General features: G+C 57.5%; 22 protein-coding genes. 7 read left to right on the forward strand and 15 right to left on the reverse strand.

Annotation, left to right across the window (positions count from 1 at the left end; all coding sequences use genetic code 11):
• Window positions 1-6 precede the first annotated feature (6 nt).
• On the reverse strand, window positions 7-528 hold the full coding sequence (locus L6758_RS07785) for a hypothetical protein (protein WP_237205434.1): 522 nt from the start codon (window positions 526-528) through the stop codon (window positions 7-9).
• Between the two features lie 174 nt (window positions 529-702).
• Here L6758_RS07785 and L6758_RS07790 point away from each other — a divergent pair, with 174 nt between their 5' ends.
• The 3 genes from L6758_RS07790 to L6758_RS07800 are packed head-to-tail and all read left to right on the forward strand — an operon-like array spanning window position 703 to window position 3,574.
• On the forward strand, window positions 703-894 hold the full coding sequence (locus L6758_RS07790; protein WP_237205433.1) for a hypothetical protein: 192 nt from the start codon (window positions 703-705) through the stop codon (window positions 892-894).
• Between the two features lie 9 nt (window positions 895-903).
• Window positions 904-2,412, forward strand: coding sequence for an McrB family protein (locus tag L6758_RS07795; RefSeq protein ID WP_237205432.1), 1,509 nt, complete (start codon window positions 904-906; stop codon window positions 2,410-2,412).
• 7 nt (window positions 2,413-2,419) lie between these two features.
• Window positions 2,420-3,574, forward strand: a complete 1,155-nt coding sequence (locus L6758_RS07800; protein ID WP_237205431.1) for an McrC family protein — start codon at window positions 2,420-2,422, stop codon at window positions 3,572-3,574.
• A gap of 20 nt (window positions 3,575-3,594) precedes the next feature.
• On the opposite strand, the gene L6758_RS07805 is transcribed toward L6758_RS07800, so the two are convergent.
• A complete protein-coding gene (locus tag L6758_RS07805) occupies window positions 3,595-4,098 on the reverse strand; it encodes a DUF456 domain-containing protein (protein ID WP_237205430.1) in 504 nt (167 codons plus the stop codon).
• A gap of 199 nt (window positions 4,099-4,297) precedes the next feature.
• Between L6758_RS07805 and L6758_RS07810 the strand changes: the two genes are divergently transcribed.
• The 3 genes from L6758_RS07810 to L6758_RS07820 all read left to right on the forward strand — a co-directional run bounded on the left by L6758_RS07810 (window position 4,298) and on the right by L6758_RS07820 (window position 8,378).
• Window positions 4,298-7,138 (forward strand): multicopper oxidase domain-containing protein, encoded by a 2,841-nt coding sequence (locus tag L6758_RS07810; RefSeq protein ID WP_237205429.1) that lies wholly within the window; start codon window positions 4,298-4,300, stop codon window positions 7,136-7,138.
• A gap of 138 nt (window positions 7,139-7,276) precedes the next feature.
• Complete coding sequence (locus L6758_RS07815; RefSeq protein ID WP_237205428.1) at window positions 7,277-7,894, forward strand: lytic transglycosylase domain-containing protein; 618 nt, start codon at window positions 7,277-7,279, stop codon at window positions 7,892-7,894.
• Between the two features lie 82 nt (window positions 7,895-7,976).
• Window positions 7,977-8,378 carry a cupin domain-containing protein gene (locus L6758_RS07820; protein WP_237205427.1) on the forward strand — a complete coding sequence of 134 codons (402 nt, stop codon included), beginning with the start codon at window positions 7,977-7,979 and terminating at the stop codon, window positions 8,376-8,378.
• Window positions 8,379-8,479: 101 nt separating this feature from the next.
• Here L6758_RS07820 and L6758_RS07825 read toward each other — a convergent pair whose 3' ends face one another.
• The 13 genes from L6758_RS07825 to L6758_RS07885 all read right to left on the reverse strand — a co-directional run bounded on the left by L6758_RS07825 (window position 8,480) and on the right by L6758_RS07885 (window position 22,925).
• Window positions 8,480-9,973 carry a DUF1846 domain-containing protein gene (locus L6758_RS07825; RefSeq protein WP_237205426.1) on the reverse strand — a complete coding sequence of 498 codons (1,494 nt, stop codon included), beginning with the start codon at window positions 9,971-9,973 and terminating at the stop codon, window positions 8,480-8,482.
• 111 nt (window positions 9,974-10,084) lie between these two features.
• On the reverse strand, window positions 10,085-10,459 hold the full coding sequence (locus tag L6758_RS07830) for a hypothetical protein (RefSeq protein WP_237205425.1): 375 nt from the start codon (window positions 10,457-10,459) through the stop codon (window positions 10,085-10,087).
• 4 nt (window positions 10,460-10,463) lie between these two features.
• Window positions 10,464-10,667, reverse strand: a complete 204-nt coding sequence (locus tag L6758_RS07835) for a type II toxin-antitoxin system HicA family toxin (protein WP_237205424.1) — start codon at window positions 10,665-10,667, stop codon at window positions 10,464-10,466.
• A 50-nt stretch (window positions 10,668-10,717) separates the two neighbouring features.
• The gene (locus L6758_RS07840; protein ID WP_237205423.1) at window positions 10,718-11,449 is read right to left on the reverse strand and encodes a glycerophosphodiester phosphodiesterase family protein; all 732 of its coding nucleotides are present in this window, start codon (window positions 11,447-11,449) and stop codon (window positions 10,718-10,720) included.
• Between the two features lie 145 nt (window positions 11,450-11,594).
• Window positions 11,595-13,154 (reverse strand): McrC family protein, encoded by a 1,560-nt coding sequence (locus L6758_RS07845; protein ID WP_237205422.1) that lies wholly within the window; start codon window positions 13,152-13,154, stop codon window positions 11,595-11,597.
• Window positions 13,155-13,156: 2 nt separating this feature from the next.
• A complete protein-coding gene (locus L6758_RS07850; RefSeq protein ID WP_237205421.1) occupies window positions 13,157-14,725 on the reverse strand; it encodes an McrB family protein in 1,569 nt (522 codons plus the stop codon).
• The gene (locus tag L6758_RS07855; RefSeq protein WP_237205420.1) at window positions 14,722-15,798 is read right to left on the reverse strand and encodes a Fic family protein; all 1,077 of its coding nucleotides are present in this window, start codon (window positions 15,796-15,798) and stop codon (window positions 14,722-14,724) included. Before L6758_RS07855 ends, L6758_RS07850 begins: the two co-directional genes overlap by 4 nt.
• A 269-nt stretch (window positions 15,799-16,067) precedes the next feature.
• Window positions 16,068-17,339, reverse strand: coding sequence for an aminotransferase-like domain-containing protein (locus tag L6758_RS07860; protein WP_237205419.1), 1,272 nt, complete (start codon window positions 17,337-17,339; stop codon window positions 16,068-16,070).
• A gap of 2 nt (window positions 17,340-17,341) precedes the next feature.
• A complete protein-coding gene (speB, locus tag L6758_RS07865; RefSeq protein ID WP_237205474.1) occupies window positions 17,342-18,361 on the reverse strand; it encodes an agmatinase in 1,020 nt (339 codons plus the stop codon).
• Between the two features lie 386 nt (window positions 18,362-18,747).
• Window positions 18,748-19,680, reverse strand: a complete 933-nt coding sequence (locus L6758_RS07870; RefSeq protein ID WP_237205418.1) for an aldose 1-epimerase family protein — start codon at window positions 19,678-19,680, stop codon at window positions 18,748-18,750.
• 6 nt (window positions 19,681-19,686) lie between these two features.
• A complete protein-coding gene (gene galK / locus L6758_RS07875) occupies window positions 19,687-21,021 on the reverse strand; it encodes a galactokinase (RefSeq protein WP_237205417.1) in 1,335 nt (444 codons plus the stop codon).
• 12 nt (window positions 21,022-21,033) lie between these two features.
• Entirely contained in the window at window positions 21,034-22,158 is a 1,125-nt protein-coding gene (galT, locus tag L6758_RS07880) for a galactose-1-phosphate uridylyltransferase (RefSeq protein WP_237186316.1), read from the reverse strand.
• Window positions 22,155-22,925 (reverse strand): DeoR/GlpR family DNA-binding transcription regulator, encoded by a 771-nt coding sequence (locus L6758_RS07885; protein WP_237205416.1) that lies wholly within the window; start codon window positions 22,923-22,925, stop codon window positions 22,155-22,157. The genes galT and L6758_RS07885 overlap by 4 nt, the downstream gene beginning before the upstream one ends.
• 246 nt (window positions 22,926-23,171) lie before the next feature.
• On the opposite strand from L6758_RS07885, the gene L6758_RS07890 reads away from it, so the two are divergent.
• Window positions 23,172-26,237 (forward strand): glycoside hydrolase family 2 TIM barrel-domain containing protein, encoded by a 3,066-nt coding sequence (locus L6758_RS07890; RefSeq protein ID WP_237205415.1) that lies wholly within the window; start codon window positions 23,172-23,174, stop codon window positions 26,235-26,237.
• Window positions 26,238-26,247: the final 10 nt, after the last annotated feature.

Raw genomic sequence — 26,247 nt, forward strand, 5'->3', positions numbered from 1 at the left:
CTGCGGCTACTTTTCGGTGGGGGCGGACGCCGCCGTGCCGGTGTCTGTCTGCTGGGCAGGGGCGGGGCTGGTGGCGTCCCGATCTGCGGTCTTGCGGACGGCGACCAGGTTGGTGCCGCGCTTAGTCTTGGCGCGACCGGGCAGGCGGCGGTCGACCTTCTGGGAGGATTCAGCGGCGGGCTTCTTGGGCAGGGCGGCGATGCGCAGGGCTAGTTCAATCACGAGCAGGGCCAGCGCTGCGTAGAAGACGTAGTAGGAGGGGTAGAAGTAGTAGAGGCTGGCGCTCCATCCGGCGATGGTGGCACCCAGGGCAACGACGGCTAGGGCGGCAATGATGATGTGGGCCAGGGGGAAGGCGCCGTTGTTCTCGGTGTTGCGCCAGGTGATGTAGCTGGCCATGAGCGCAAAGAGGACGGGGAAGAAGATTTGGCCGGAAAGAGCCATGGTGTCTTCGGTGTAGCGGAAGATGCCGAGGGCCTGGACGATGGCGGTGGCGGCAAGGAGTAGGGATGCAGGAAGTGTTTTCACGGGTCAATAGTTTACCGGGTAGCTTCGCTGAGGCTGTGGGCTGTTTGAGCGCCACCTGCGCTTTCACATATTCTCCAGAATCTTGAGAAGTAATTCTTCCAGAAATTACTTGATGTTCTAGTTCTGCATCGTCAAGAAGGGTAGCTTTATATCAATACTGACGAAAGGATATCCATGGCATACGGGAATTATGAGGCAGTAGAAGCCCTTGCCCAACAGTTCAAAGATATTTCCCTCATCGGTCAACAGTCGATTCTGACCGGCGAGCGCATATGGATTCCTCAATATTTCGATGAGCTCTACAATGCGTATGTTCTCAGTTTGGATGAGACCAGAGGATCTTTTGAAAGTAAAATCAACATTTAACTCAGCGGTGTGACTTCACAAGCTCGGCAGCTATTTGCTGAAATTTATATTCTCGATATGCTCCCCCTTGGAAACGTTGGTCAAGAGCGCAAGCTAGAGAATATTAACTCTGTACTTGCCGGCTGCGACCCTGCCGTTGGTTTAACCCGAGAAATTACAACTACACTTCGAGCCGGCATTTTTAATGGAGGTCTTGGATACAACAACTACCGGTGGGGACACTTCGTTTTTGCGATTCAGTTCGGCCAAGCTTTTAGCCGCCTCTCCTTAGAGGAGCGTCAACGACGGCTCTCAACTCCAGACGAAATTGAGAATACTATCTACTCCTTAGTAGATGATGTAGAAGGCAAGGGGTACGCGGGGTTTCAAAAAGCCCTCTGCTACCTTCTAGCACCACAATTTTTTGAGCCAATTATTTCAACTGACCATCTCAGAAAAATCACTACACACTTTGTAGGTCAGCTCGAAGACGATGAGCAAGACCTCTCATGGCAACGACAGGCTGCCCTTATTCGTCAGCGAATCGCTGAAGAACGTCGCTCTGAGGACTGGCACTTCTACCTCGATAGCGAAGAGTGGGCTGGCGAGGCAAGCAGCGATACCAGCGATCAGCAAGTATCAGCTACAGACACCACCGATATGAGTGGTGAAGCCATAGAACCAACTCCAGAACTCATGCTGCCCGACAAAACTGCGAACAACCTCAACGTCTCCCAGCAGTGGCTTGATCGCTTTATCAGTGTACTTGGCCAGCGCCATCAGGTGATTTTGCAAGGCCCACCGGGTACCGGTAAAACATATCTGGCGCGTCGTCTTGCACGAATTCTCGCCGGGGCTGAAAACCGAGTCAAACTCGTTCAGTTTCACCCGGCCTACACCTATGAAGACTTTTTTGAAGGCTTCCGCCCAGTACTCGACCATGTCAGTGGCACCACTTCACTACAGTTACGGCAGGGACCTTTAAGGCAACTAGCCGAAGCCGCGGCTGAGCAACCTGACCAAAATTTCTTCCTTATTATCGACGAAATCAATCGAGGTAATTTAGCACGTATCTTCGGTGAACTCTACTTTCTCTTGGAATACCGTGACCACGCCGTAGACCTCATGTACTCCCAAGACCAGTTCTCGCTACCAGCTAATCTCTACATCATTGGCACGATGAACACCGCAGACCGGTCAATCGCTCTCGTTGATTCAGCCATGCGCCGCCGATTTGCATTCTTCAATCTCCACCCAGAACAAGAGCCGACAGCCAACGTCCTTGAGCTGTGGGCTCGCAAGCAAAACCTTTCAGGTGCTGTCCTTGATGCGTGGAAAGAACTCAACCGGCGAATCCCCAACCCAGATCTTAAAGTTGGTCCGTCGTACTTCATGCGTAAGGAGGCCTTTACCGAAGAAGGACTCAAACTTATTTGGGACTCAGAGATTCTGCCACTTCTGGACGAATACTTCTACGGGCAGACCGGCACCCGGGAACGCTTTGCGTTAAACACCATTCTCTCTGAACTAGCTCAGTAAAAAACCTATGCGTTCCCTCAAGCTCAAAGAAGCAGGAGCCCACCGGGCTGTTGAACTCTCAACGCCCCAGGCTCGCTGGCTCATCGACCAGAAAATTGCCTCCGTACAGCCCAGCTATGTTCCAGGAACCTACGACTTACAGGTCGAGAATGTAGCTGGAATCGTGGCTGTTGATAACCTTGTCATTCATATTGAGCCCAAGCTCCCCATACGATCCCTGCTCTGGATGCTCGATTACTCATCTACCGGTATTGACTGGCGCCCCGAGGAGGTAGCCCTTGAAGGGCAGACATTGACCTCAGCCATGATAAGCCTTTTATGCACCCTCATTGAAGACGCTACTCGTCAGGGGCTCATCAGTGGCTACTGGCACGCCGAAGAGTCCTTACCCTATCTCCGTGGCAGGATAAGAACCGCAGAACAGTTCAGCCGCCATCATGGCATGCTTTACCCTCTTGAGGTCTCATTCGACGAGTACAGCAACAATATATCTGAGAACCGTATTCTGCTCTCTGCCCTCATTGAAGCAGAAATGTTAGTGCCTCATGATGACGGGGCTGTGCAGCTTCTGCCACGAATTCGTGCTCTCCTGTCACGCTTTATCGGGGTAGCCCCTCTTCACCCGGGTCAGCCTCTGCCCGCTTACCAGGGGGCAAGACTCACTGCGTCTTATCAAAAAGCGCTTAATCTTGCCGGTATCTTTCTTAGCCATCGAGGTATCGACACCGCCCTAGGGAGTATTCCTGCCCGAGGGTTTCTTCTGAATATGCCTCAGCTCTTTGAAGGCTTCGTGGTCAAAGCTCTCCAACAGCAGACCTCAGATTTTATGGTGCAAGGTCAACTTTCCACTCCGTTTGTGAGTAGTGACACGGGTGAAAGGCGAAACATCCGCCCCGATATCATCGTAAAGAACCACCACAGGATCCGATTTGCGATGGACACGAAATACAAGCGGGCTAATCCCACACTCAGCGATATCTACCAGCTCAACGCCTACGCTGACACCCTGAAACTGGAGGATGTCACCCTTATCTATGGTGAACACGCAGAACCCGAGGTGTTGACGACTGAGGTGGGCAAACGGATTCATGTTCGCGGTATCGACCTGAGCGCTCCCCCAACCGAGGTCCTAGCGCAAATAACCGACCTTCTCACTCAATAGATGCGGGCACCGGGGTGTACCTAGGCGGTGATGAAGTAGATGATGGCGCAGATCGTGAAGATGGTGCCGGTGGTCAGGGCGGCGGCTAGTTCGATGAGAATGCCGATGCCCATCGATTTGAGGGCAGCCAGGGTACTTCCCGCGGAGGTGGCGATATCGCCCTGGCTGCGCACGGTTTCGCTGAGCAGCAGGGCTACCGCGAAGCCGACGAAGAGGCCGACGACGGGAATTACGAACATGCCGATTACCGCGCCGAGCAGGCCCCAGAGAATAGAGCGGTTGGGAATGGCTCGCTGTTTGAGGGTCTTGCCGGTGAGGAGGGCCTGGGCGGCCATGCCCGCAATCATGATGGGAAGGCCTAGGCCGAGGAGCCACCAGCCTTCCGGCCCGCGCAGGGTAAGCCCCCAGAGCAGCACGCCGCCGATCACGGCGAAGGAGCCGGGCAGGATGGGGTAGACGATACCGACGATGCCAATGGCAATGAGGACGACGGCGATAAGGGTCATCACGATAGCTAGGGTCATACTGTTCAGTTTACCGGTGCGGTTACTGGCAAGCATTGGGCATGCCGAAGCCTATTGGCCGGGGCTGGCGTGAATTGCGACGAGCCCCCAGGCGAGGAGCAAGAGGGTCGATAGGCAGAGGTATGCCCAATGCTTAGCTATCTCATCGTAAAACCACACTGATATAATCAGCATTACGCATACAAGTTTTGGAGTAGAGATGCCAGATAAGGACGCCACCCCCCGCCCCGGTTACCGCGAGCAGCTGACCCTGGGGGCGCGTCCGCTCGACGCCCCCGGCGCACCTATCACCGACCGGCAGGCCCGCGATATCGCCACCGGCCGCCGCACCTGGCACCGGAAGGCATCTAAGCCGGTATCAGTGTGGATGTTCGCCCTCTTCATCGTGCTCATGACCCACAGGTGGATCCCTGAATCCCTCTGGCTGATGGTTCACATGGTCACCCTGGGTCTCATCACCAACTCGATTCTGGTGTGGTCCCAGCATTTCACCGAGGCCCTGCTCAAGCACAAGCTCCCCGATACCGCTCGACCGGTGCAGCTGGTCCGTATCTATGCCCTCAACGCCTCGATGGTGGTGCTGATGGTGGGTGTGGTCTTTTCCCTTTACCCGCTGACGGTGCTCGGATCGGTGGGCGTGGGCGCTGCGGTGACCTGGCACGGGGTTGCCCTGCTGCAGCAGATGCGTGCTGCCCTACCTGCCCGCTTTGGGGTGACGATTCGCTACTATATTGCGGCCTCCTGGCTTCTGCCGGTGGGTGCTACTTTTGGTGCCCTGCTGGCCTATGACGGGTTGAGTGCCACCTGGCACGGTCGTCTTTTGCTGGCCCACGAGGCTATCAATGTGCTGGGCTTTGTGGGTATCACGGTGGTGGGTACCCTAATGACCCTCTGGCCGACCATGCTGCGCACGGTCATGGTGCCGGACGCCGTCGTCCGCTCCACCCGCGCCCTGGCAGGCCTGTGTGCGGGGTTGGGGCTCACTGTGACCGGTGCCCTGGCAGGTCTCACCTGGCTGGCTGTTACTGGCCTACTGCTCTACGCCGGTGCCCTGGGGCTAGTTCTTACCCTCATGGTGCGCACCGCTGCCGCCAAGAAGCCTGCCGACTACGCGACCTTCTCGGTAGCTGCCGGTATGGTCTGGCTGACCGCGGGCGTCCTTTTCTCTGCCTACCTGGTGGCCACCTCCCCCTTTGACTCCCTGACCCTGCGCCCGGTCACCCCCATGTTTGTTGCCGGCTTCCTGGCTCAAACCCTGCTGGGTGCCATGACCTACCTACTGCCCGCCCGTATGGGCGGCGGCCCCAAGGCCGTCCGCGCCGCTAACAAGGAGTTCAACCGTTTCGCGGCGGGCCGCACCGTCATGGTCAATCTCTCCCTGCTCATCTTCATCCTGCCGGTTGCGCTCACCGGCTCTTGGGTGCGCACCGGCGCCTCCCTGCTCGGAGCCTTTACCCTCTTCGCCTTCATCCCCCTCATGATGCGCGGGGTGCGGGCCTCCGTCAGTGCGCGCAAGGCCATGATTCAGGCCCGAGCCCGCGGCGAGGCGCCCACCCCCGACCCCGAGGCGCTCGCGCCGACTCCCGTACCCCACCTGCGCAATGCCCTCATCGGTGCCCTGGCTGTGGCTCTGATCGTAGCCCTAGGGGTCGCGGTTGACCCGGCGGCCCGCGCCCGACTTGCCGCGCCCACGTCCGCCGGGAGTGCCACCGGCCAAACCACCACCCTGGCCGTCGAAGCCACCGCCGACATGCGCTTTACCCCCGATACCGTGGAGGTGCCGGTGGGCAACCGCCTGGTCATTGAGGTCACCAACACCGACACCAAGAACGCCCACGACCTGACCTTCTCCAACGGAACCTCCACCGGCCGCATCGACCCCGGGGCAACCAAGAGCGTGGACGTCGGCATCGTCACCGGTGACCTAGAGGGCTGGTGCTCGGTGGTCGGGCACAAGGCTATGGGTATGACCTTCACGGTGGTAGCAAGCGGGGCGGACGCCGCCCAGGCGGGCACCAGCGCCGCCGATAGTTCAGCCCACGCCGGGCACAGCACCGGCGGGTCGACCGACTCGGTACTAGCCCCCACCGATATTGACCTGCAGGGCGATATCTCTGATGACTACCAGACCCGCGACGCCGCCCTCGCCCCCGCACCCGAGGGAGAAACCGTGGACGGCCGCACCGTGCACCGCCAGACCCTCGATGTGCAAGAACTCCCCCGCGAAATTGCCCCCGGGGTCACGCTTAACGCCTGGACCTTCAACGGCTCCTACATGGGCCCCACCCTGCGCGGACGTGTGGGCGATATTTTTGAAATTACACTCGTCAACAATGGCAACATGGGCCACTCGGTAGACTTCCACGCCGGAACCGTCTCCCCCGACGAGGTTATGCGCACCATCGCCCCCGGCGAATCCCTCACCTACCGTTTCGAGGCTGTGCGCTCGGGCATCTGGCTCTACCACTGCTCCACCATGCCCATGAGCACCCACCTGGCAGCGGGAATGTTTGGAGCGGTCATTATCGACCCCGCCGACCTACCCGAGGTAGAGCGCGAATACCTGCTGGTGCAGTCCGAGGTGGCCCTCACCGAAGCTGCCGGTAGCCAGAATCCCGCCGCTGAGCCGAGCGAGGGCGTCCTCACCGACATCTCCCCCGAAGGCCTCGCCGCTGGCACCCCCACCCTCACCCTCTTCAATGGCCACGCCACCCAGTACCTACGCGACCCGCTCACCGCCCGCGTCGGCGAGCGCGTGCGCATCTGGGTGCTCAATGCCGGGCCCAACGGGGAACTGAGCTTCCATGTGGTGGGTAGCCAGTTCGATACGGTCTACAAGGAAGGAGGCTACCTGCTCCAGGACGGCGTAGACGCATTTGGTTCCAGCGGGGGTGGCGCCCAGTCCCTCGACCTTTCAGCCGCCCAGGGCGGCTTCGTCGAAATGGTCTTTACCGAACCGGGCACCTACACCTTCGTCAACCACAACTTTGCCGCCGCCGAACGCGGGGCCCGCGGGCAGATTATCGTCACCGGCAACTAGAGCAGGTCGGGCAGCGCGGACGCCAGTGGCAGGCAACACCGGGCAGGAGCCGCCTGCCGGGTTGAGTGCATCACCCTAGGGCGTGTACGGCAGGTGAGCACCTGACGGGCAGGACGGTTATCCAGTAGTCTTGACCTGATGACAAGTGAACGCACCAAGCCCAACCTCGCTCTGCGCATCGGCGCAGGACTGGTCGCGCACTGGCAGATTGTGGCATCAGCTGTGCTGATGACAGCCGGTGTCGCGGGGCTTTCTGCTACCTATGAGGACTACTGCGGGCAAACCGACCTGGCCTACGCCCCCACCGAGCTGCGGGACGATATTGAAGCTGCCGCCCAAGTTTCCGGTTTCCGCGCAGGCGTGCTGGCAGCCCAGCTAGAAACCGAATCAGGCTGGGTCACCACCGCCCAGTCCCACGCAGGCGCCCACGGCCTAGCCCAGTTCACCCAAGGCACCTGGGATATCTGGGGCGAGGGGGACATCAACAGCCCCGAAGACTCCATCGCTGCCCAGGGCCGCTACCTGGCCTACCTTTCCGAGCGCCTAGCCCCCTATGTATCGGATGAAGCTTCGCTTCAGGATATTGTTCTAGCTGGCTACAACGCCGGGCCCGGCGCAGTCGAGGAATTCGGCGGCATCCCACCCTACTTTGAGACCCAGAACTACGTGGTCAAAATTGACGAGCTCGCCGCCACTAAATACGCGGTCACCTGCGCGCCTGACCCCGAGTTCAAGCAGGCTACCCTGGTGCGCTAGGAGAGCCGTAAAATACATATCTGGTCTACAAATTTTAGTTTCTGCGAGTCATAATGGGAGAAGCCAACCACAGGAGATTCCCATGACCGCATCATCCCTTCCCTCAGACCAGCTCTTCCCCCAGGGCAAGCCTGCCCCTGCCGGTTCTTTCACCGGCCAGGCCTATATGCACCCGCTGGCACCCAGCAGCCAGCTACAGTCGCTTGCCGTCACCTTCGAGGCTGAAGCCCGCACCAACTGGCACACCCACGACGTTGGCCAGCTCATCGTGGTGACCTCCGGCATCTGCATCTACCAGCTTGAAGGCCAGGAACCCCAGACCCTCACACCCGGTGAAGCCTTCTTCTTTGAACCGGGCGTCAACCACTGGCACGGGGCCACCAGCGACGGGCCCATGACCCACATCGCAGTTACCCCCTTCAACGAGGACGGCGAATTCGTTAACTGGGGCGAACCCGTCGACGACGCCACCTACACCGGCTAGACCCGATACACCTTCACCAAGGACGCCGCCACCTGCTCCCCTGCCCTCAGGCAGGAAAAGCGGGTGGCGGCGTCCTTACTCAGAAGCCCTACCGGGGAAGCCTAGCGCTTCTGGTAGAGGGCCTTCTTCTGGAACTTGGGGTCAGAGGTAACCAGCATGCCCAGGGAGCGGAAGATCCCCTCGTCCACCGAACCCAAAATGGTGGTGGTGTGTACGTCAGCGCCACGCAGGTTCTTAATCTGCTCAAGGGCAGCGCGGGCATCCTCGTCGTGGGCCGCAGAGGTTGAGAGGGCAATCAGCACCTCGTCGGTGTGCAGGCGGGGGTTCTGGCTACCCAGGTGCAGGGTCTTCAGGCGCTGGATGGGTTCCAGGGCCTCGTTGGACAGCAGGTGCTTGTTGTCGTCCAGGCCTGCCAGGTGCTTGAGCGCATTGAGCAGGGCAACAGCCGAGCAGCCAAGCAGGTCGGTGGTCTTACCGGTGATAATGGTTCCATCTGCCAGCTCGATCGCCGCACCGGGGGCACCGGTGGTTTCTTCGCGCAGACGGGCGGGGGTGACAACCGGGCGGTCGGTTTCCTTGATACCGGCCTTGGCCATGACCACGGCAGCGCGGTCCGACTGGGTGGAATCCAGGCCGCCGCGGGCCTCGTCCACCAGGGCCTTGAAGTAGCGGCGGATAATCTCCTGCTCAGAGGCATAACGGCAGGCGGCATCATCAGTAATGCAGTTACCGGCCATGTTCACTCCCATGTCGGTGGGTGACTGGTAGGGGGTAGTGCCGGTCATCTTCTGCAGCAACACCTTGAGCAGCGGGAAGGCCTCAACGTCGCGGTTGTAGTTGACGGTGGACTCGCCGTAAGCAGTCAGGTGGAAGTGATCGATAACGTTAGCGTCATCCAGGTCAACCGTGGCTGCTTCATAGGCCAGGTTGACGGGATGCTCTAGGGGCAGGTTCCAGATGGGGAAGGTCTCGAACTTGGCATAGCCTGCCTTCACACCGCGCTTGTTCTCGTGGTACACCTGCGACAGGGCGGTTGCCAGCTTGCCGGAACCGGGGCCGGGAGCGGTAACAACCACCAGGTCACGGGTTGTTTCGGCAAACTCGTTGCGGCCCAGGCCGTCCTCGCTCACAATCAGGTCGGTGTTGGTGGGGTAGCCGGGAATGACGCGGTGGCGGGAGACTTTCAGGCCCAGGCGCTCTAGGCGCTGCTTGAAGGCAACAGCCTTGGCGTTGTCGTCCTCCATCTGGGTAAGCACCACGTGCTCGACCAGAAAGCCGCGGTCTCGGAAGACGTCGACCAGGCGCAGCACGTCGTCCTCGTAGGTGATGCCCAGGTCAGCACGGATTTTGTTGCGCTGCAGGTCTTTGGCGTTGAGGCAGATAAGAATTTCTACCTCGTCGCGGATTTGCTCCAGCATCGCGATCTTGTTGTCGGGTGTGAAGCCGGGCAGCACACGGGAGGCGTGCATGTCGTCAAAGAGTTTGCCACCCATTTCGAGGTAGAGCTTGCCGCCGATTTCTTCGCGGCGCTCCTGGATGTGTCGAGACTGCATCTCGATGTACTTCTCACGGTCAAAACCAATTTTGTTCACCATGGAATTTAAGCTTATCAAGACCATGGGTGCGAGCGCCCGCACACTGACCGCGTGGCGGCGGTGAGAGCGGGCACGTACAGCGCCTCCAGCTGTGTCTACTGTATGTTTCTTCTAGCTATGAGTCAGCTGGTTGACTCTCTGATTCGATAGACCAAGCAGCTTTGCCGTTTCTTTTTGGTTATACCCTCGGTCGAGAAGACCCTGAACAGTCTGCCGAGCTAGACGAGCGGCGATAGCCTGCTCCTCACGAGCTTTACGGTCACGCTCTTTTGAGCCCTCCCAGACAACTCTGATATCAGCGGGCATGATGTAGTCAATGAGCAGCCTGTAGCTACCGGGCTTCTGCTCGGTCACCAGCTCAATCACCTCCTGAGCGGCACGTTCAACATCATCGAGTTTAGCCGCCTGCCCCGCGCTATCGAGGCTAGGGATATCAACCAGCCACCACCGCCCGTCCTTACGGGCCACTGCTTTAATTTCTTGCATTTTTCTACCTCCAGTCGTGAGCCTCAGGCGGCAATATCTTAATAAGCTTTTGCATTACTCCCGGTGAGATAGAGCGGTGCCGTGGGACAACAAAACGCTCTCCATCTGGGCTTTGCCAGATTTCATGAGAGCCTTTCACTCTGAGTTTCTGCCAACCGAGAGACCTAAGAACCTTGATAACATCGCGGTACTTTTGCTCCTTGGTCATTCGTTAAATCTATACCCCCTTGATTTCTTAATCAAGGGGGTATAGATAAATTATGGTTCAAGGTGCAGTAGCCGCTCGGGGTAGTCGGTAAAGACACCGGTGGCGCCCCAGTTTTTCAGCTCGTTGGCGCGGGCGGGGCTGTTGACCGTCCAGACGTTAACCTCGTACCCGGCCTCACGCAGGGCGCGGATGGTGGCTCGGGTCAGACCCCGGTCTTCCAGATGGGCTGCGCTAGCGTCGATGAGTTCTAGCACAGAGCGCCAGTCGGGCTGGAACATCTCGGTGACGAAGAGAGCCCCCACCGCATACTGCGGGGCCCTGCGCTTGAACTCGGCCAGGAGCAGGTGGTTAAAGGAAGAAACAATGACGCCCCGGCCCGGCTGTAGACGGGCCAGCTCTTCACTAACCCTGTCGATGAGCAGGCGGGAGCGCTCTGCCCCCTGCTCGTTGGATTTCAGTTCGATGTTGAGGTTGAGCCCGCGCTCATTGGCCAGGTCAATGAGCTGGGCCAGGGTGGGCACCGGCTCCCCCGCCGTGTCGGGCGAAAACCAGGCACCGGCGTCCGCACCCGCAAGCTGCTCGGCGGTGTAGCCGTAGAGGGGGCCGGAGAGGTTGGTGGTGCGGTCCAGGTCGGTGTCATGCAACAGTACGGGCGTGCCGCAGGCGGCGATATCGACGTCGGTTTCGACCCAGGTCGCACCGGAGTCAGCTGCTGCGACGAAGGCGGCGAGGGTGTTTTCAGGGCGGGTTCCGGACGCCCCGCGGTGGGCAAAAATACGCATGGCACCAGTATGGGGCAGGGAGGTTAACGGGAGGTGCCCCAGCACAGGCCTCTGTGCAGGTTTCTTGGCGTGTGTGCAGGGAAAACTCTGCACACAGCCCAAGAACCCTGCACAAATTGGATATGACTCTCAGAAGAACAGCTGGCTAAGAGCCACGAAAGATCTCACGAATACGTTCCCGATATACCTCAGCCAAGCTGAAATCAGCAGCACCAGGACTAGGAAAGGGCAGGGAAAGGACGCCGATGCGGTTCCAGCCCTCTTCTGTGTAGTCCGGATACCCGTAACCGGGTGGGGGTAGCAGCAGAGAATTCTCCTTCACACTTATTGCTTTAATGGTGATGGTGGTGCACCCAGGATAAACCAAAAAAGCACTGCAACCCATCCGGTAGGAGTAGGTGGTGAGCTGATACTGATCGCCCATGCCTGCTTCAGTAATTGAACTCTTGGCAAACTTGTATTTAGCATCAAAAACCACTGTTTGTTGCTCCTTGGAGACAACAATATCGGGTTTCTTAGGGCTTCCCTTATGGCTCTTCTTGTCCTTGTTTGTGTAGTAGAGGTAGAGCTTCTCCTGCTCATGGACCTTAGCCCCTGGGATGCTTTGCCACATATAACCCGCAACAATCTTTTCCCAAAGGTCACTGGTGGTGTATTTGATGTTGGCGATGACGCCTCCCTCTGTGAGGGGTTCTTCAACACCGATACCGAACTGTTCACTGATGATTGCCCGTCCCAGGAAGTAGGCCTTCTTCAAGTCTGTGCTCAGCCGAGCTAGTTCATTAGCGGCGATACTGCTCGTCAGGAGTGTTGAAGGCTGAATCAGGCGGACATCTCGAATGTGGGCATCAACTTCGACAGCGGCGTCCAGGGTCTTTTGGTTGTTGCTGGTGGCAGCAAGCTGGGTAGCGGCACGAATGACCTGCCAGATGTAGCTGTCTGTGGTGAGGGCGTCAAATTCGCAGAGAATGGGTAGTTGCTGTTTGACCTTACGGCTTATCAAACCCTGGGGCACCATGCGCCCGCGCACAAAGCCTAGTTCTTCTTGGACGGGCAGGAAGGTGGGTTTACGGTGGCGGACAGCTTCAAGGGCGTAGCGGACGAACTGGGCGTAAAAAACTTCACGTATAGCAGGAATATGGGGGAAAAGATTCGCATCTGATGGTGGGAAGTCGCGGTGACCGGCAACCCTGCTGGGGTACTGGTCGTAGTGGGAGAGCATATCCCACATGAATTTGGCCTGGTCGTCCTCTAGTGATTTGAGTTCGACTTCGCGGTGGCCGGGGCCAGGCTTTGAGACTTCCTCCCAGAGGGGATCTACCTCGCCGTCTTCCTCATCGTGTTGTTTTACATCTGGTACAAGCTCAGTTTCTTGGTCGTCCTCTTCAAACTCGGGGGAGTTTGGGGTGGCGACAGCTAGGCATTTAGCCCATTCGTCCGGAAGTTGGAGGGTGTCCATCTCGTAGAGGTAGCTGTGCCAAGTATCTTTCCCCTCGTGCTCTGAGGTGCTGAGGTCTGGGAGGGTACACAGGGGTTTGGAGTCTTTCTCCTTGTCGCTTTGATTCCCTTCTGACCAGATTTTGGGGAGGACGTGCAGGGTAAGGGTGGTTGGGCCGGTGGGGTTTTCTTCCCCCACCAGCCTCAGCACGGTGATTCCAATACCGTTGCCCTTCCCGCTCACACGGAAATAGCGGTAGGCGGTCATGACTACTGGTCGCCCTGGCTATTTTCAGAATCAGTGTTGTCAGAAACCTCGTTCTCAGAGTCACTGCCCCCGTCGACTGTTGGAGATTTACCTTTATCTTCTTTAACGATGGGACGGCGGCCAAGACCCTGACCTTCGTAGTCGAGTTTGCTACCGACATACATGCTAATAGGTGGAAGCCCAATTTTCTTTAGAACATCTTCCTTGATATTAAAGGTAAAGATAATCTCTAGGAGCTGGGTAACAAGGGCTTCAGCGATAGCTTCAGCCTTGCCGTCTTTACCGAAGAAGTAGGCGTGACCTAGGCGGGCGTCGGGACCAACTTCAGTAAGCAAAATAGCGTTGGCGTCTGAGTACCAGGTAGCTACCTTATCTGGGCAAACTTCCCCAACCTTCTCCATAGCTGTCTTCAGTTCATCATCCGTGTAGGGAGGCTGAGATACCCAATGAAAGCGGCGGCGTAGGGCCAGGTCAATGGTGCCCACAGAGCGATCAGTGGTGTTCATAGTGCCCAGGACGTGCAGGTTAGTGGGCACTGCCAGCTTGTTATACTCTTTGCCATTCTTGAAGACGGGGGTTTGCAGGCGGACGTAGTCACCCGGCATTTTTTGCATAGAGGCTTCAAAGAGAGCACCGTCTCTACCGTCTTCTGCCAGGTCTTTAAATTCTTGGCGTTTGCTCTTTTCAAGTACTAGCATGAGGTCACCGAAGACACGGGCAGTGTTAGCGCGGTTGATTTCATCAATAAATATGAGGAACTTATGACTGGGATTTAAGGCAGCCCAATTACACATCTGCACGAAGATGCCCTCCTGAGAAACAAAGTCTCCCTCACCTTTATTTTTCATGAAGTTAGGACGGATACCAGAAACAAATTCTTCATAAGAAGTGGAGGGGTGGAAAACCACTACTTCAATTTGACTACCGTTCTCACCATAAACCCCACTTTCACGCAGTTCCTGGAGCATATGAGATTTACCAGAGCCAGCAACACCTTCCACAATCAGGTTCAAGTGTTGCTCCATTGCACCTGTAAACCTCCACCTTTCTTCAGCTCTTTCTAACTCCATCGAACTATCACTATTTTCTCCACTCAATTCATTCAAGCGATTCAAACTGAAATCTTCTACATTATTATTCCAAATTTCGATGAAGCTTTCACTAAGATCAAGCCCAGAATCAAATCCCTGATAGAACTCATTAGGAGGGGGTTGGCGTCTTATCTCAACAGTTTCACCGGTAAGGTACAAAATAAGGTTCCGCAAGATAGCTATATCCGCAGGCACGCCCTTCCCCCAACCATCCAGTCTACAGACCTTATACAAGTCACCTATCTCGGCCTCTTCTGGAACTCCCCTACCCAGCAAGTAATCGACAATCTGAGGGACTACTATTTTTAGTGATGTGTATATCTGCCCTTTATTATTTTCAGCAAATTCTACCCCATCTTTAAATTTTAAATAAAGATTATGTTTTCGACCTTTATCTAATAATTTTCTCAGCTGCAAATACTCCTCCGACTTATTGTCAGAAGAAATATTATTATATTCAGAAAAATTTAAGTGAATCATATTGACCTCTTTAGAATATCCATCAGCCCCTCATTCACAAAGAGCTTTTCCCTACCAATTTTTTCTTCCCGCAGCACCCCGGCTGAGACAAGCTCCCCCAGGTATTTGGTTGCGGTCTGGCGGGTCACCGAGCAGCGGCCCACCACGTCCTTAATACGGCAGTAGGGCTGCTCAAAAAGAACATCCACTACACCTACCGGCATCTGAGAGCCAGCCCGTTCTTTCACCTGCTCCTGCAAGGCCTGAATCTGCTTAATCTTCTGCAGAGTGCTCACCGCCGTTAACCTCATGGCTTCAATCATGTAGAGCGTCCAGTCTTCCCAGGCCCCCTTAGAGGTCACCGCGTTCAAGAGGCGGTAGTAGTCATTCTTCTGGGCAATGATGCTCTGAGAAATATAAAGAATAGGCTCACTCAAAAGCCCAGAAGATACCAGCATCAGCACGTTTAGAATTCGCCCGGTACGCCCGTTGCCGTCATCGAAAGGATGGATAGCCTCAAACTGGTAATGGGCAAGCGCAACCTTCACCAGTGGGTCAAAACTACCAGCAGAGTTCACGAACTCTTCCCAGTTGCGTAGTTTCTCAGAAATCACGTCAGCACCCTGAGGCGGGGTGTAGATACGACGGCGAGTTACCGGGTTACCGATATACACGCCGTCCCCGTGTCTGACCCGGGTATCAACGTCACGGATAGTACTGCAGATTTCCCGGGCAGTGTTAGCAGTGATAACGCCCTGACGCTCCCGCATCGCTTCAAGCCCAGCAAAGAGGGCTTTTTGATAGCGCAGGGCCTCCCGGGTCGCTCCGCTGGCGTCCGTTGATACCGTTGCTGCCTTAAAGAGTTCGTCGGTGGTAGTTACAATGTTCTCGATTTCAGAGCTTGCCTGGGCCTCAAGCAGGGCAAGAGAATGCAGGAAGATACCCGGATTAGGCAGGGACACCAGGGCCTCGTTCAACCCGGCCATAGTTGCCCGCGCCTCAATGACCGCCTTGAGTACGCGGGTAGTTTCCACGTAGTCGGCTGGCGGTAGCAGTGGCAGATCGTTGTAGGGTTCATCAGCAGACCAGGTCATGTACAAAATCTACCCATTTTTTGACATATAAGCCCCAAAAACCGCTGATATGTCAAAAATTTCTGGGTTTTTTGACAGATCCAGGTCACATGTTCAATCTTTTGACAGGTTCCAGGGTCGCCCCCACCCGCTCAGGGTTCTTGGGGTGTGTGCAGGGAAAACTCTGCACACAGCCCAAGAACCCTGCACACACGAATGCGACTTCTTTTCCCGAACGGGTGTTCAAACATCACCCACTCGGGAAAAGAAGTCGCATTCGGCAAAGAACTCTAGCCCTTCAGCACCTCAGCAAGTCTCTTCACACCCTCGGTCAGGGCGTCCGGCTCAATCGCCGAGAAGGCGATGCGCAGCTGGTTGGCACCGGGGTTTCGCGAAACACCATCTGAACCAACCACCGGCTCGTAGAAAGCCGAGCCGGGAATGAAGACCACACCGGCGTCGATTGCGGGGGCGAGGGCGTCCGTCGCGTCCTCGTACTTGCCGCCGGCGGGCAGGGTCAGCCAGGTGAAGAAACCACCCTCGGGTACCGTCCAGGTGGTGCCTTCGGGCATGTACTTCTCGCAGGCGTCCAGCACGGCCTTGCAGCGGGCCTCGTAGAGGGCTGCGGTGGCGCGGGTGTGGGACTCCCACAGGCCCTCGCTCATGAAGCCCAGCACCAGGCGCTGCGAGAGCACCGATGGGCAAATCGTCACGGCTTCGCCCGCAATCTGCAGGAACTTACGCACGCGGAAGGGCGCGACCATCCAGCCCACGCGCACGCCGGGCGAGAAAACCTTCGAGAAGGAGCCCAGATAGAGCACGTTCTCGGGGTCAAGCGAGTAGAGGGAGCGGCGGCGTTCCCCGGTGAAGGAGAGCTGGCCGTAGGGGTTATCCTCAACGATCAGCACGTCAGCTTCACGGCAGACGCGCACCAGCTCGGCGCGGCGCTCATCCGACAGGGAAATGCCGGTGGGGTTCTGGAAGTTAGGGATGGTGTAGAGGAACTTAACCTGCTTACCCTCAGCCCGAATCGCCTCAATAGCCCGAGCGACGGCGGCGGGGTCGAGGCCGTCCGCGTCCAGGGGTACCTGGCGGACGTCCGCCTGGTAGCCCTCGAATACGCCGAGGGCGCCGGTGTAGGTGGGGCCCTCCGCCAGGATTACGTCGCCGGGGTTGACGAAGAGTTTGGTGGCCAGGTCCAGACCCATCTGAGAACCCGCGGTCATCTGAATGTCATCGACGGCCGGGCGGGCGCCCTCAGATTCCATGAAGTCGCACACCAGCTCGGCCAGGGCTTCAAGGCCGGCACCTGAGCCGTACTGCAGGACTTCCAGGCCCTCTTCTTCGATAATGCGGGCGCTCATAGCCCCAAGTCGGTCGAGGGGTAGCAGGTCAAGATCGGGGTTGCCGCCGGCCAGGGAGATAATGCCGGGGCGCATGGCCACCTCGAAGACGTCGCGCACAGCGGACGGGCGGAACCCGGCGGCGCGGTCAGCGAAGTGGCGCATGATGCGGGCTTCGGCAGGGTTAGCTTCGGCCAGTAGGGCTGCAATCTTGCTCATGGTTACTCCTTGCCGCCGTAGGTAATATCAGCAACGCCGGACGCCGGTGAGGTCGGCTCAGCGCCCACACCGGCGGCGTGTAGGGAGATGAGTTCGTAGACGGTGTGGGCGGCGGCGATGCCGGTCAGTTCGGCGTGGTCGTAGGCCGGGGACACCTCAACGACCTCGGAACCCACCAGGTTGAGCCCGCGCAGGCCGCGCAGGATTTCCAGCAGTTCGCGGGAGGTGATGCCGCCTGCTTCGGGGGTGCCGGTGCCAGGTGCGTGGGCGGGGTCGAGCACGTCGATGTCGATGGAGACATAGAGGGGCTTATCGCCAATGCGCTCCCGCAGGAGCTCAACGACCTTCTGCACGCCCAGGTAGTAGACGTCCGCGCTGGTGACGATGCCAAAGCCGAAGCGGGCGTCGTCCTCAAGGTCTTCGGTGCCGTAGAGGGGGCCGCGGGTGCCTACGTGGCAGAGGGCGTCGGTGTCGAGCAGGTCTTCTTCGAAGGCGCGGCGGAAGGGGGTGCCGTGGGTGTATTCAGCACCGAAGTAGGTGTCCCAGGTGTCCAGGTGGGCGTCGAAGTGTAGTAGGGCGATTTTGCCGTGCTTCTTGGCCAGGTTGCGCAGGTTGGCCAAGGCGACGGTGTGGTCGCCGCCGATGGTGACCAGGCGGGCGCCGTCCTTGGTGAGTTCGTGGGCTCCTGCCTCAAACATGGCGAGGGCTTCTTCGATGTTGAAGGGGTTGCCGATGATGTCACCGGCGTCGGCCACCTGGGCTTCCTTGAAGGGGGAGATGTTGGCAGCCGGGTTGAAGGGGCGCAGCAGGCGGGAGGATTCGCGCACGTGGTTGGAGCCGAAGCGGGCGCCGGGGCGGTAGGAGACGCCGGAGTCCCAGGGCATACCGGCCACGACGATGTCGGCTTTCTCGACCTCGTCCAGGCGGGGCAGGCGGGCGAAGGTGGCAAGGCCGGCCCAGCGGGGTACTTCGGCGGCGTTGACGGGGCCGACGCGTTCGACGCCGTCGGCTCCGGTGGCGATGACGCGGTTGGGGTCAGCTGAGAAGAAAGCTTGAGTCACGGGTTCTCCAGGGGTAGGACGCGGGTAGCTGGCTTAGTGCGCGGGGCAGGTTGGGTGCGGGCTGGGCCCGGGGTTAGTGTGGCCGGGCGCACTAGAATCGCTACCACTATAACCCGCCTGCGGGGCAGCGGCGGGGCAGGTTCTCCAGCTGGCAGGCCTGCGCTACCGATACTTATTCAGGTGCTAGTAAAGCTATGCCAAGCCGCCGAGGGCACCCGGGCGGGGGCAAGCGTCCTTACCGCTCAAGGCGGGGGCGGGGGTGCATAAATTTGCAGCAGGGCGGGCATAAAAAATATGAGGGCACTATGGCGCAAAGTCCCACACTTTTATATGCAGCCGGTTTGCCCCTAGTCTTCTTGGATTCGCCACCAGCTGGTGTGGCTTTGGTGTGGTTCTAGTTCAATGAGGTCTGTGCCGCTGTTGAAGGCGTTTGCGGGGGCTGTCATGGGTTCAGCAGCAAGGGCTCGCCGCTGAGTTCCGTCTGTATAGAACTGCAACCATTCGATACCGTCTCCGATTGTTAGTCGGGTGGCTTCACCGTTGGGAGCGGTGAGGACGATGTGTGCTTCTCCAGCAGTTTTTTGGATTCCTCCAAAGGCGTGGTCGAGATTTATGCCCTTGAGGGGGAGTGTATCTGTGAGATTGAGGTCTTCGGTGAGGGGGAGTTCCTGGGTGGGAATCATGGATTCGTTGACCTTGAGGTAGGTAGAGACAGGAGCAGTGAGGTTCCATGAGTCGACTGCGCCGGGGGTTTCCTGTTCTGTGCCTGCCATGAGGTAGGGGTGTGCGCCGAGGGCGTAGGGGGCTGTTGTTTCTCCAGTATTGAGTGCGGTGAAGGTTGTGGTGAGCCCTTGGGCGGTGAGGGTGTAGGTTGCGGTGAGTTTGAGGGGGAAGGGGTAGCCGGGTTGGGGTACTAGGTGGAGATTGGCAGTGACTGATGATGAGTCGGGGGTGTTAATTGCTTGGTTGAGTTCCCAGCGGGTCCAGTCAGCGAGTCCGTGGATTGCATTTCTAAGGGTGGGTTCATTGATGGGCAGCTGGTACTCGGCGCCCTTCCAGGTGTATCGGCCTTCTGCTATGCGGTTGGGCCAGGGGGCGAGGAGGGCGCCTCGGGCGGCTTCTCGTATTTTGTGTGGTGGGGCGGGGAGTACGAGCTGGCGCCCTTTGGGGGAAGTAAGCGATGAGAGGTTTGCACCGACTTCGGTAATTGTTGCTTGGTAGCCGGAGTGTTTGAGGGTGACTGCGGCTCCCTGTAGCTGGTTCTGGGTGGAGGTGGACATGGGGTCTTACTCCTTCTCCGCGGATCGGGAGGGGGTGGCTACCAAGAACTCTGGGGGGTTGAAGCCTTCACGGTCGAATGCTTCTGCAACTGCTTCAGCGAGGTTCGTCAGGTTTTCAGTAGGAACCAGTGCAATAGCAGAGCCACCGAAGCCACCTCCTGTCATGCGGGCTCCTAGTGCTCCTGCTTCGCGGGCGGCGTTCACTGCGGTGTCTAGTTCGGGGCATGAGACTCGGTACTGGTCACGGAGGGAGTCGTGGGAGGCGTTGAGGAGTTCACCGAGCTTTTCCCATACGTCATCGGCTGGTGAGTTTACGTTGTCGAAGAGGGCGATACATTCTTCAACGCGGGCAATTTCGGTCCAGACATGGCGTAGGGCATCACGGATTACTGCCCGGTCTGTTCCGTCGGGCAGGTTGTAGGAGTCTACGTTGTTATCCCACTGTTCGATGAGTTCTTGGGCTTCTTTGAGGGTGGGGGTTCCTTGGAAAGCGTCTCGGAGGTAGTTCACGCCCAGGGCTTCGCGGGCAACCTCGGTTGCTGCCCGTCGGGCGGCGTATTGCCCGTCGGAGAGGTTGTGGTAGGCACGGGTGTCTATCACGAGTACGGAGAGGTTGGCTGAGGCGACATCGATGGTAAGAGGGCGGGTGGAGAAGTCGCGGCAGTCGATGGCGAGGACGGAGCCTTCTTCTGCACGGAGGGAAATTGACTGGTCCATGCCCCCTGTTGAGGCCCCTGCGATGTCGTTTTCTGCTTGGATACAGGCTGAGGCCAGTGCGGCACGTCCCTGGTCGGTGCTGGCGAGAAGTTCTCTAGTGGGCTGTTGGGCGGTTAGCAGGTCGTCAACACCGAGAGCTACAGCGCACTCTAGGGCAGCTGATGATGAGAGTCCTGCACCCAGGGGGACGGAAGAGTCGATGGCGATGTTGGCGCCGAACCCTTCCGGCGAGAAACCAGCAAAATCGCCCTGCTTTTGCTGTTGCATAGCCCAGGGAACACCTGCAACGTAGGAGAGCCAGCCGGAGAGGGGCTGGGTGCCCACCTCAGCAAACTGAACGGTTTCAGTATTGTTATCAGGGGCGGTTGAACCGGCATCACCCTGAGCGGTGACTGCCGTAATTTTTCCGTCTTGGCGGGGGGTCATTGCTACGAAGGTGCGTTGGGGGAGGGCAAAGGGAAGGACGGTGCCACCGCAGTAGTCGATGTGTTCGCCCAGAAGGTTGACGCGCCCAGGGGCTGAGTACACTCCGTAAGGGGCTTCCCCAAAGGAAGTATAGAAGCGGTCTTCGACGTTCTTGCGGAGTGTCTGTGCAGGTACGGTGTTCTTCCAGATAGCAGGCATGGTGTGTTTCCTTTATGCGTCAGAAGCAAGTTCTTTGAATCGGGTGGCGATACGCTCGGGTGTGGTGTCAGATACCCACGCGGCCATAGCGGATTCTGAGCCAGCCAGGTATTTCATCTTTCCGGGGGCACGCAGGAGGGAGAAAACGTGGAGATACATGCGTGAGACGTTTTTTCCGCCGATGATGGGGGCCTGGTGCCAGGCTGAGATGTAGGGGAGTTTGTCTACCCCTTCGAAGAATTTGTCGAGTCGATGCAACAGGTCTAGGTACAGCTCGGTGAGTTCGTCTTTTTCTGCTTCGGTAAGTTCTGTGAAGTCACGAACCGGGCGTTTGGGCATGACCATAAGTTCTACAGGCCACTTGGCGGCATACGGTACATACGCCACAAAGGAGTCGGTTTTCCTAATGATTCGTTCTTCTGCTGCAAGTTCCGCAGCGAGAACATCTCCCAGGAGGTCTCCACCGGTTTCTGATGCCCATGCGTCTGCTCGCCGTGCAACAGAAGCTGTATAGGACGGCATGTAGGGGTAGGCGTAGATCTGACCGTGGGGGTGGGGCAGGGTTACACCAATTTCTTCTCCACGGTTTTCGAAAGGAAAGACCTGTACGACTCCGTCGAGGGCTGAGAGCTCCTTGGTGCGGTGGGTCCAAGCTTCTACAACGGTGCGTGCCCGTTCATAGCTGAGGGAGCCAAAAGAACCGTACTGGTCTGAGGTGAAGCTGATAACCTCGCAACGGCCGCCTGGTGTGGTCTCCTTGAAAAGGGGCTCGTCTCGGAGGGTCTCTAGCGGCCCTTGCAGTGAAGGGAAACGGTTTTCAAAGACAACAACGTCGTAGGATTCTTCCGGGATTTCACCGGGTACGGTTCCTACGCCAGCAGGTGCCAGGGGGTCCTCATCAGCAGGCGGCAGGAAGGTTCGGTTGTTGCGGTGAGCGGCGATAGCAATTGATTCGCCGGTCAGAGGGTCGGTACGCACGCAGGCAGCTTCGTGGGGAGGCAGAGTGCGAGGTTCCAGGGGGCGGGTATCGCGGATGGTTCGGGTTTTCCGGCCTGAGACGTAGGGTTCAGAGTCATCGAAGAAGATGATTTCTCGCCCGTCTGCGAGGGTTCCTTTAGTAACTTTTACGTTGGTCATGCGGTAATCACCTTAGCTACGTTGTCGGATAGGAAGTTGTGTCGTTCCTGGGTGAGTTCGTCGGTGACGACGGTGTCGATGTCTGCCCAGGAGGCAAACCGGGATAGCCCAGCCACATTCCATTTACTGGAGTCGAAAACAGCCACGGTGTCGTGGGCGTTTGCGATAAAAGTTCTGTTAGTACTGGTCTCGTTCATGTTGGGGGTGTACATGCCTTTCAGAGTCACCCCGTGAGCACCCAGAAACAGAACATCGATGTTGAGGTTTGCCAGGGTTGCGTCCGCAAGCGGTCCAACGAAGGCGTCAGAGGGTGTGCGCTCACCGCCGATAAGGAGCACTTTGGGCTTGTTCTTTGTATCAGCTAACCCGTGGAAGAAGTCAGAGACGGGGAGGGAGTTCGTGACGATGGTGAGGTTCTCAAGCTCTGTACGGGCAGCTATTTCTTGGGCAAGGCGTGCGCTGGTTGACCCTCCGCCGATTGCAATTGACTGGCCGCTGCGGACTAGCTGGGCTGCGGCCTTTGCAATTTTTGCTTTCGACTCTGCGTTGAGCGTGGTCTTCTCAGCAAAGATTGGCTCATGGGTAGATTCAGAGATGGTTGCACCTCCGTGAACCCTGCTCAGTAACCCCTGTTCTTCTAGTTCTGCCAGGTCACGGCGAATCGTCATCGCAGATACATTCAGCAGGCCAGCCAGATCTTGAACCTGAACAGTGCCTTTTTCCTGTACTTTTGCAACGATTGCGTTGTGGCGTTGCTGAGCCAGCACTTAAACCTCATTCCGGTTGTAACGACTTCTTCTAAACTGAACAATATCAAACAAAAACAAGCATTTCCAGAGCTGAAACATGCTCAAAATGAGTCTTTTGAACAAAAAGGAACGATTTTTTGTTCACATATCTACACAAAGCAACAATTTTGAACTAATATGAACACCGTAGGGTTTGAACCTCAGCCCTCTCGATAGCAACAGGACCCGAGGTTCAGCCAATTCCATCAGGAAGGACAAGAGAGCATGTACCCCACCAAGCACCACGAGAGCCTCAACGTTCTCCACGAGAACGTCCTCGCCCCCCGGGCCTACTACGTCCCTGCCTCCCATGACATGGGCCCGCTGGTGAACAACCGTGAGTCCTCCGACCGCTTCCTCAACCTCAATGGAACCTGGCAGTTCTCCTACTTCAACGACGATTCCGAACTACCACAGGACTTCCACACTGCCGCATACGCCCACACCGACGCGTCCCCCATCATCGTCCCGGGCGCCTGGCAAACCCAGGGCTTCGACACCCACCAGTACACCAACTTCAAATACCCCTTCCCTCTAGACCCACCCTTCGTACCCCACGAAAACCCCTGCGGTCTTTACACTCTAGACTTCCAGTACGCCCAGGATCAGCAGGCCCCGCTCGCCCACCTCACCTTTGAAGGCGTTGATTCATGCTTCTACCTCTGGGTCAATGGAAGCTACATCGGCTACAGCCAGGTATCCCACGCAAGCAGCGAATTCGACATCACCGAATACCTCATAAACGGCTCAAACCGCCTCACCGTACTCGTCTACAAGTGGTGCGATGGCTCCTACCTCGAAGACCAGGACAAATTCCGCATGAGTGGCATCTTCCGAGACGTCTACATTCTCAGCCGCCCCCGCCACGCCCTCTACGACTACTTCATCACCACTAACCTCAACGAAAAAACCAGCGACGCGACCCTCAACATCGCGGCACGCTTCCTCAGCCAAGAAACACACACCACGCTCACCCTCACCAACGCTGAAGGCGAAGAGGTAGCAAGCTCCACGCTCACACCCAGTGCTGCCAACCCCAACTTCACTCACTCAGCAACCCTTCATATCCCTAACGCCCACACCTGGAACCCAGAAAACCCCTACCTCTACACCCTCCACCTAAAAACCCAGGACGAGGTCATCACCGAACGCGTGGGCGTCCGCACCATTCGCATTGAACACAATGTCATTCTGCTCAACGGCAAGCCCATCACCTTCCGCGGCGTAAACCGCCACGACTCCGACCCCGTCACCGGCCCAACCGTGGACTACAACCACATCAAACGCGACCTCGGACTCATCAAACAGCACAACTTCAACGCTATCCGTAGCAGCCACTACCCCAACTCCCCCTACTTCTACCAAATGTGCGATGAGTACGGGTTCCTCGTCATGAGCGAAGCCGACAACGAAAGCCACGGCCCCCAGGTCCAGTACCTCGAAGATGGCTCCTTCGACAACCAGGTAAATCACTGGAACGAACGCATCTCAGACAACCCAGAATGGACTGAAGCAACACTCGACCGTGTCCAGCTCTGCGTGCTCCGCGAAAAGAACCGCCCCAGCATTGTCTCCTGGTCAGCAGGTAACGAATGCGGCTACGGCGTTACCCTCGAAGAGTCCCTCGCCTGGGTCAAGTCCTACGACACCACCCGAATCACCCAGTACGAAAGCGCCTACTACGACGACAAAAAGCGCCGCTACGACTACTCCAACATCGACCTCTACAGCCGCATGTACCCGCCCTTCGAGGACATCGAACAGTACCTCAACAGCAACCCCAATAAGCCCTTCCTCCTCGTCGAGTACGCCCACGCTATGGGCAACGGCCCCGGCAACCTCGAAGACTACTTCCAGGTCATCGACCAGAACCAGGCAATGTGCGGCGGCTTCGTTTGGGAATGGTGCGACCACGCCATCTACGCTGGTACCACCGAAAATGGCACACCCAAATACCTCTACGGCGGCGACCACGGCGAAGAAGTACACGACGGAAACTTCTGCATGGACGGCCTTGTCTACCCCGACCGCACTCCCCACGTTGGTCTCTTCGAATACCGCAACGTCTACCGTCCCCTCAGAGTCGTCTCCTTCGACACCGTATCCGGCTCCCTCACCCTCAAGAACTACCTTGACTTCACCGACGCACAAGAAGCCATAGAACTGAAATACACCTTCAGCCAGGACGGCGTAGAAGTAGCATCAGGCACCTACCACTTTGAGCAGGCATTCCTCCCCCACCAAGAAACCACCATTAACCTTGAGGCACCTTCGCTCACCAGCGGACGCTGCTACCTCCACATCGAATACATTCTCAAGAAGGACCTCCCCCTACTTCCCACAGGCCTCTTCCTCGGCCGCGACGAAGTACCCGTCCACACCATCAACCCCACCCATGCCAAGGCACTAGATATTCTAGGCACCACCAACAACGCACAGAACCTCGCTGTAACCGAAACAGGTAAGCACTACACCGTCCAAGGCGATGGATTCACCTACACCTTCAACCGACGAACCGGTGTATTCGACCAGCTCTCCACCAAAGACCACAACCTCCTCACCCAGCCCATGAACATCAATATCTGGCGGGCACCCACAGATAATGACATGTACATCAAACTCAAATGGGCAGAAGCGCACTACCACCAGGCCTACTCAAGGGTCTACACCAGCGAATACACACACACCGAAAACGGTGTCACCATCTCCTGCACCCTGAGCATGGTAGCCCCCACAGTGCAACCCATCTTCACCGGCACCGTCCTCTGGAACATCACAAACGACGGAAAAATCACCGCTCGATTCAACATCGAACGCGCCCCAGAATTCCCCGATCTCCCCCGCTTCGGAGTTCGCCTCTTCCTCGACAAGTCTTTTGCCGATGTTGAGTACTTCGGCATGGGTCCCCATGAAAGCTACAGCGACAAACACGAAGCAAGCTACCACGGCACCTTCCAATCTTCCGTCGAAGATCTCCACGAGGACTACATCATGCCGCAGGAAAACGGTAGCCGATTCGACTGCGACTACGTCCACCTATCAAGCCCCCACCATCAGCTCTCTGTAGCCTCCGAACACCCCTTCTCGTTCAGCGCCTCCCACTACACGCAGGAAGAGCTGACGAACAAAAACCATAATTTCGAGCTGGTCGAAGCCGACTCAACAGTCCTCTGCCTCGACTACGCCCACAACGGAATCGGGTCCAACAGCTGCGGCCCCGAAGTCTTAGACGAGTACAAACTCAACGCACAAAACATCAACTTCGGTTTCACTCTCGCCCCTACCCTATAGCGCGAGAAAC

It is taken from the genome of Rothia nasimurium, from assembly GCF_928382285.1.
GTDB classification, from domain to species: Bacteria; Actinomycetota; Actinomycetes; order Actinomycetales; family Micrococcaceae; genus Rothia; species Rothia nasimurium_E.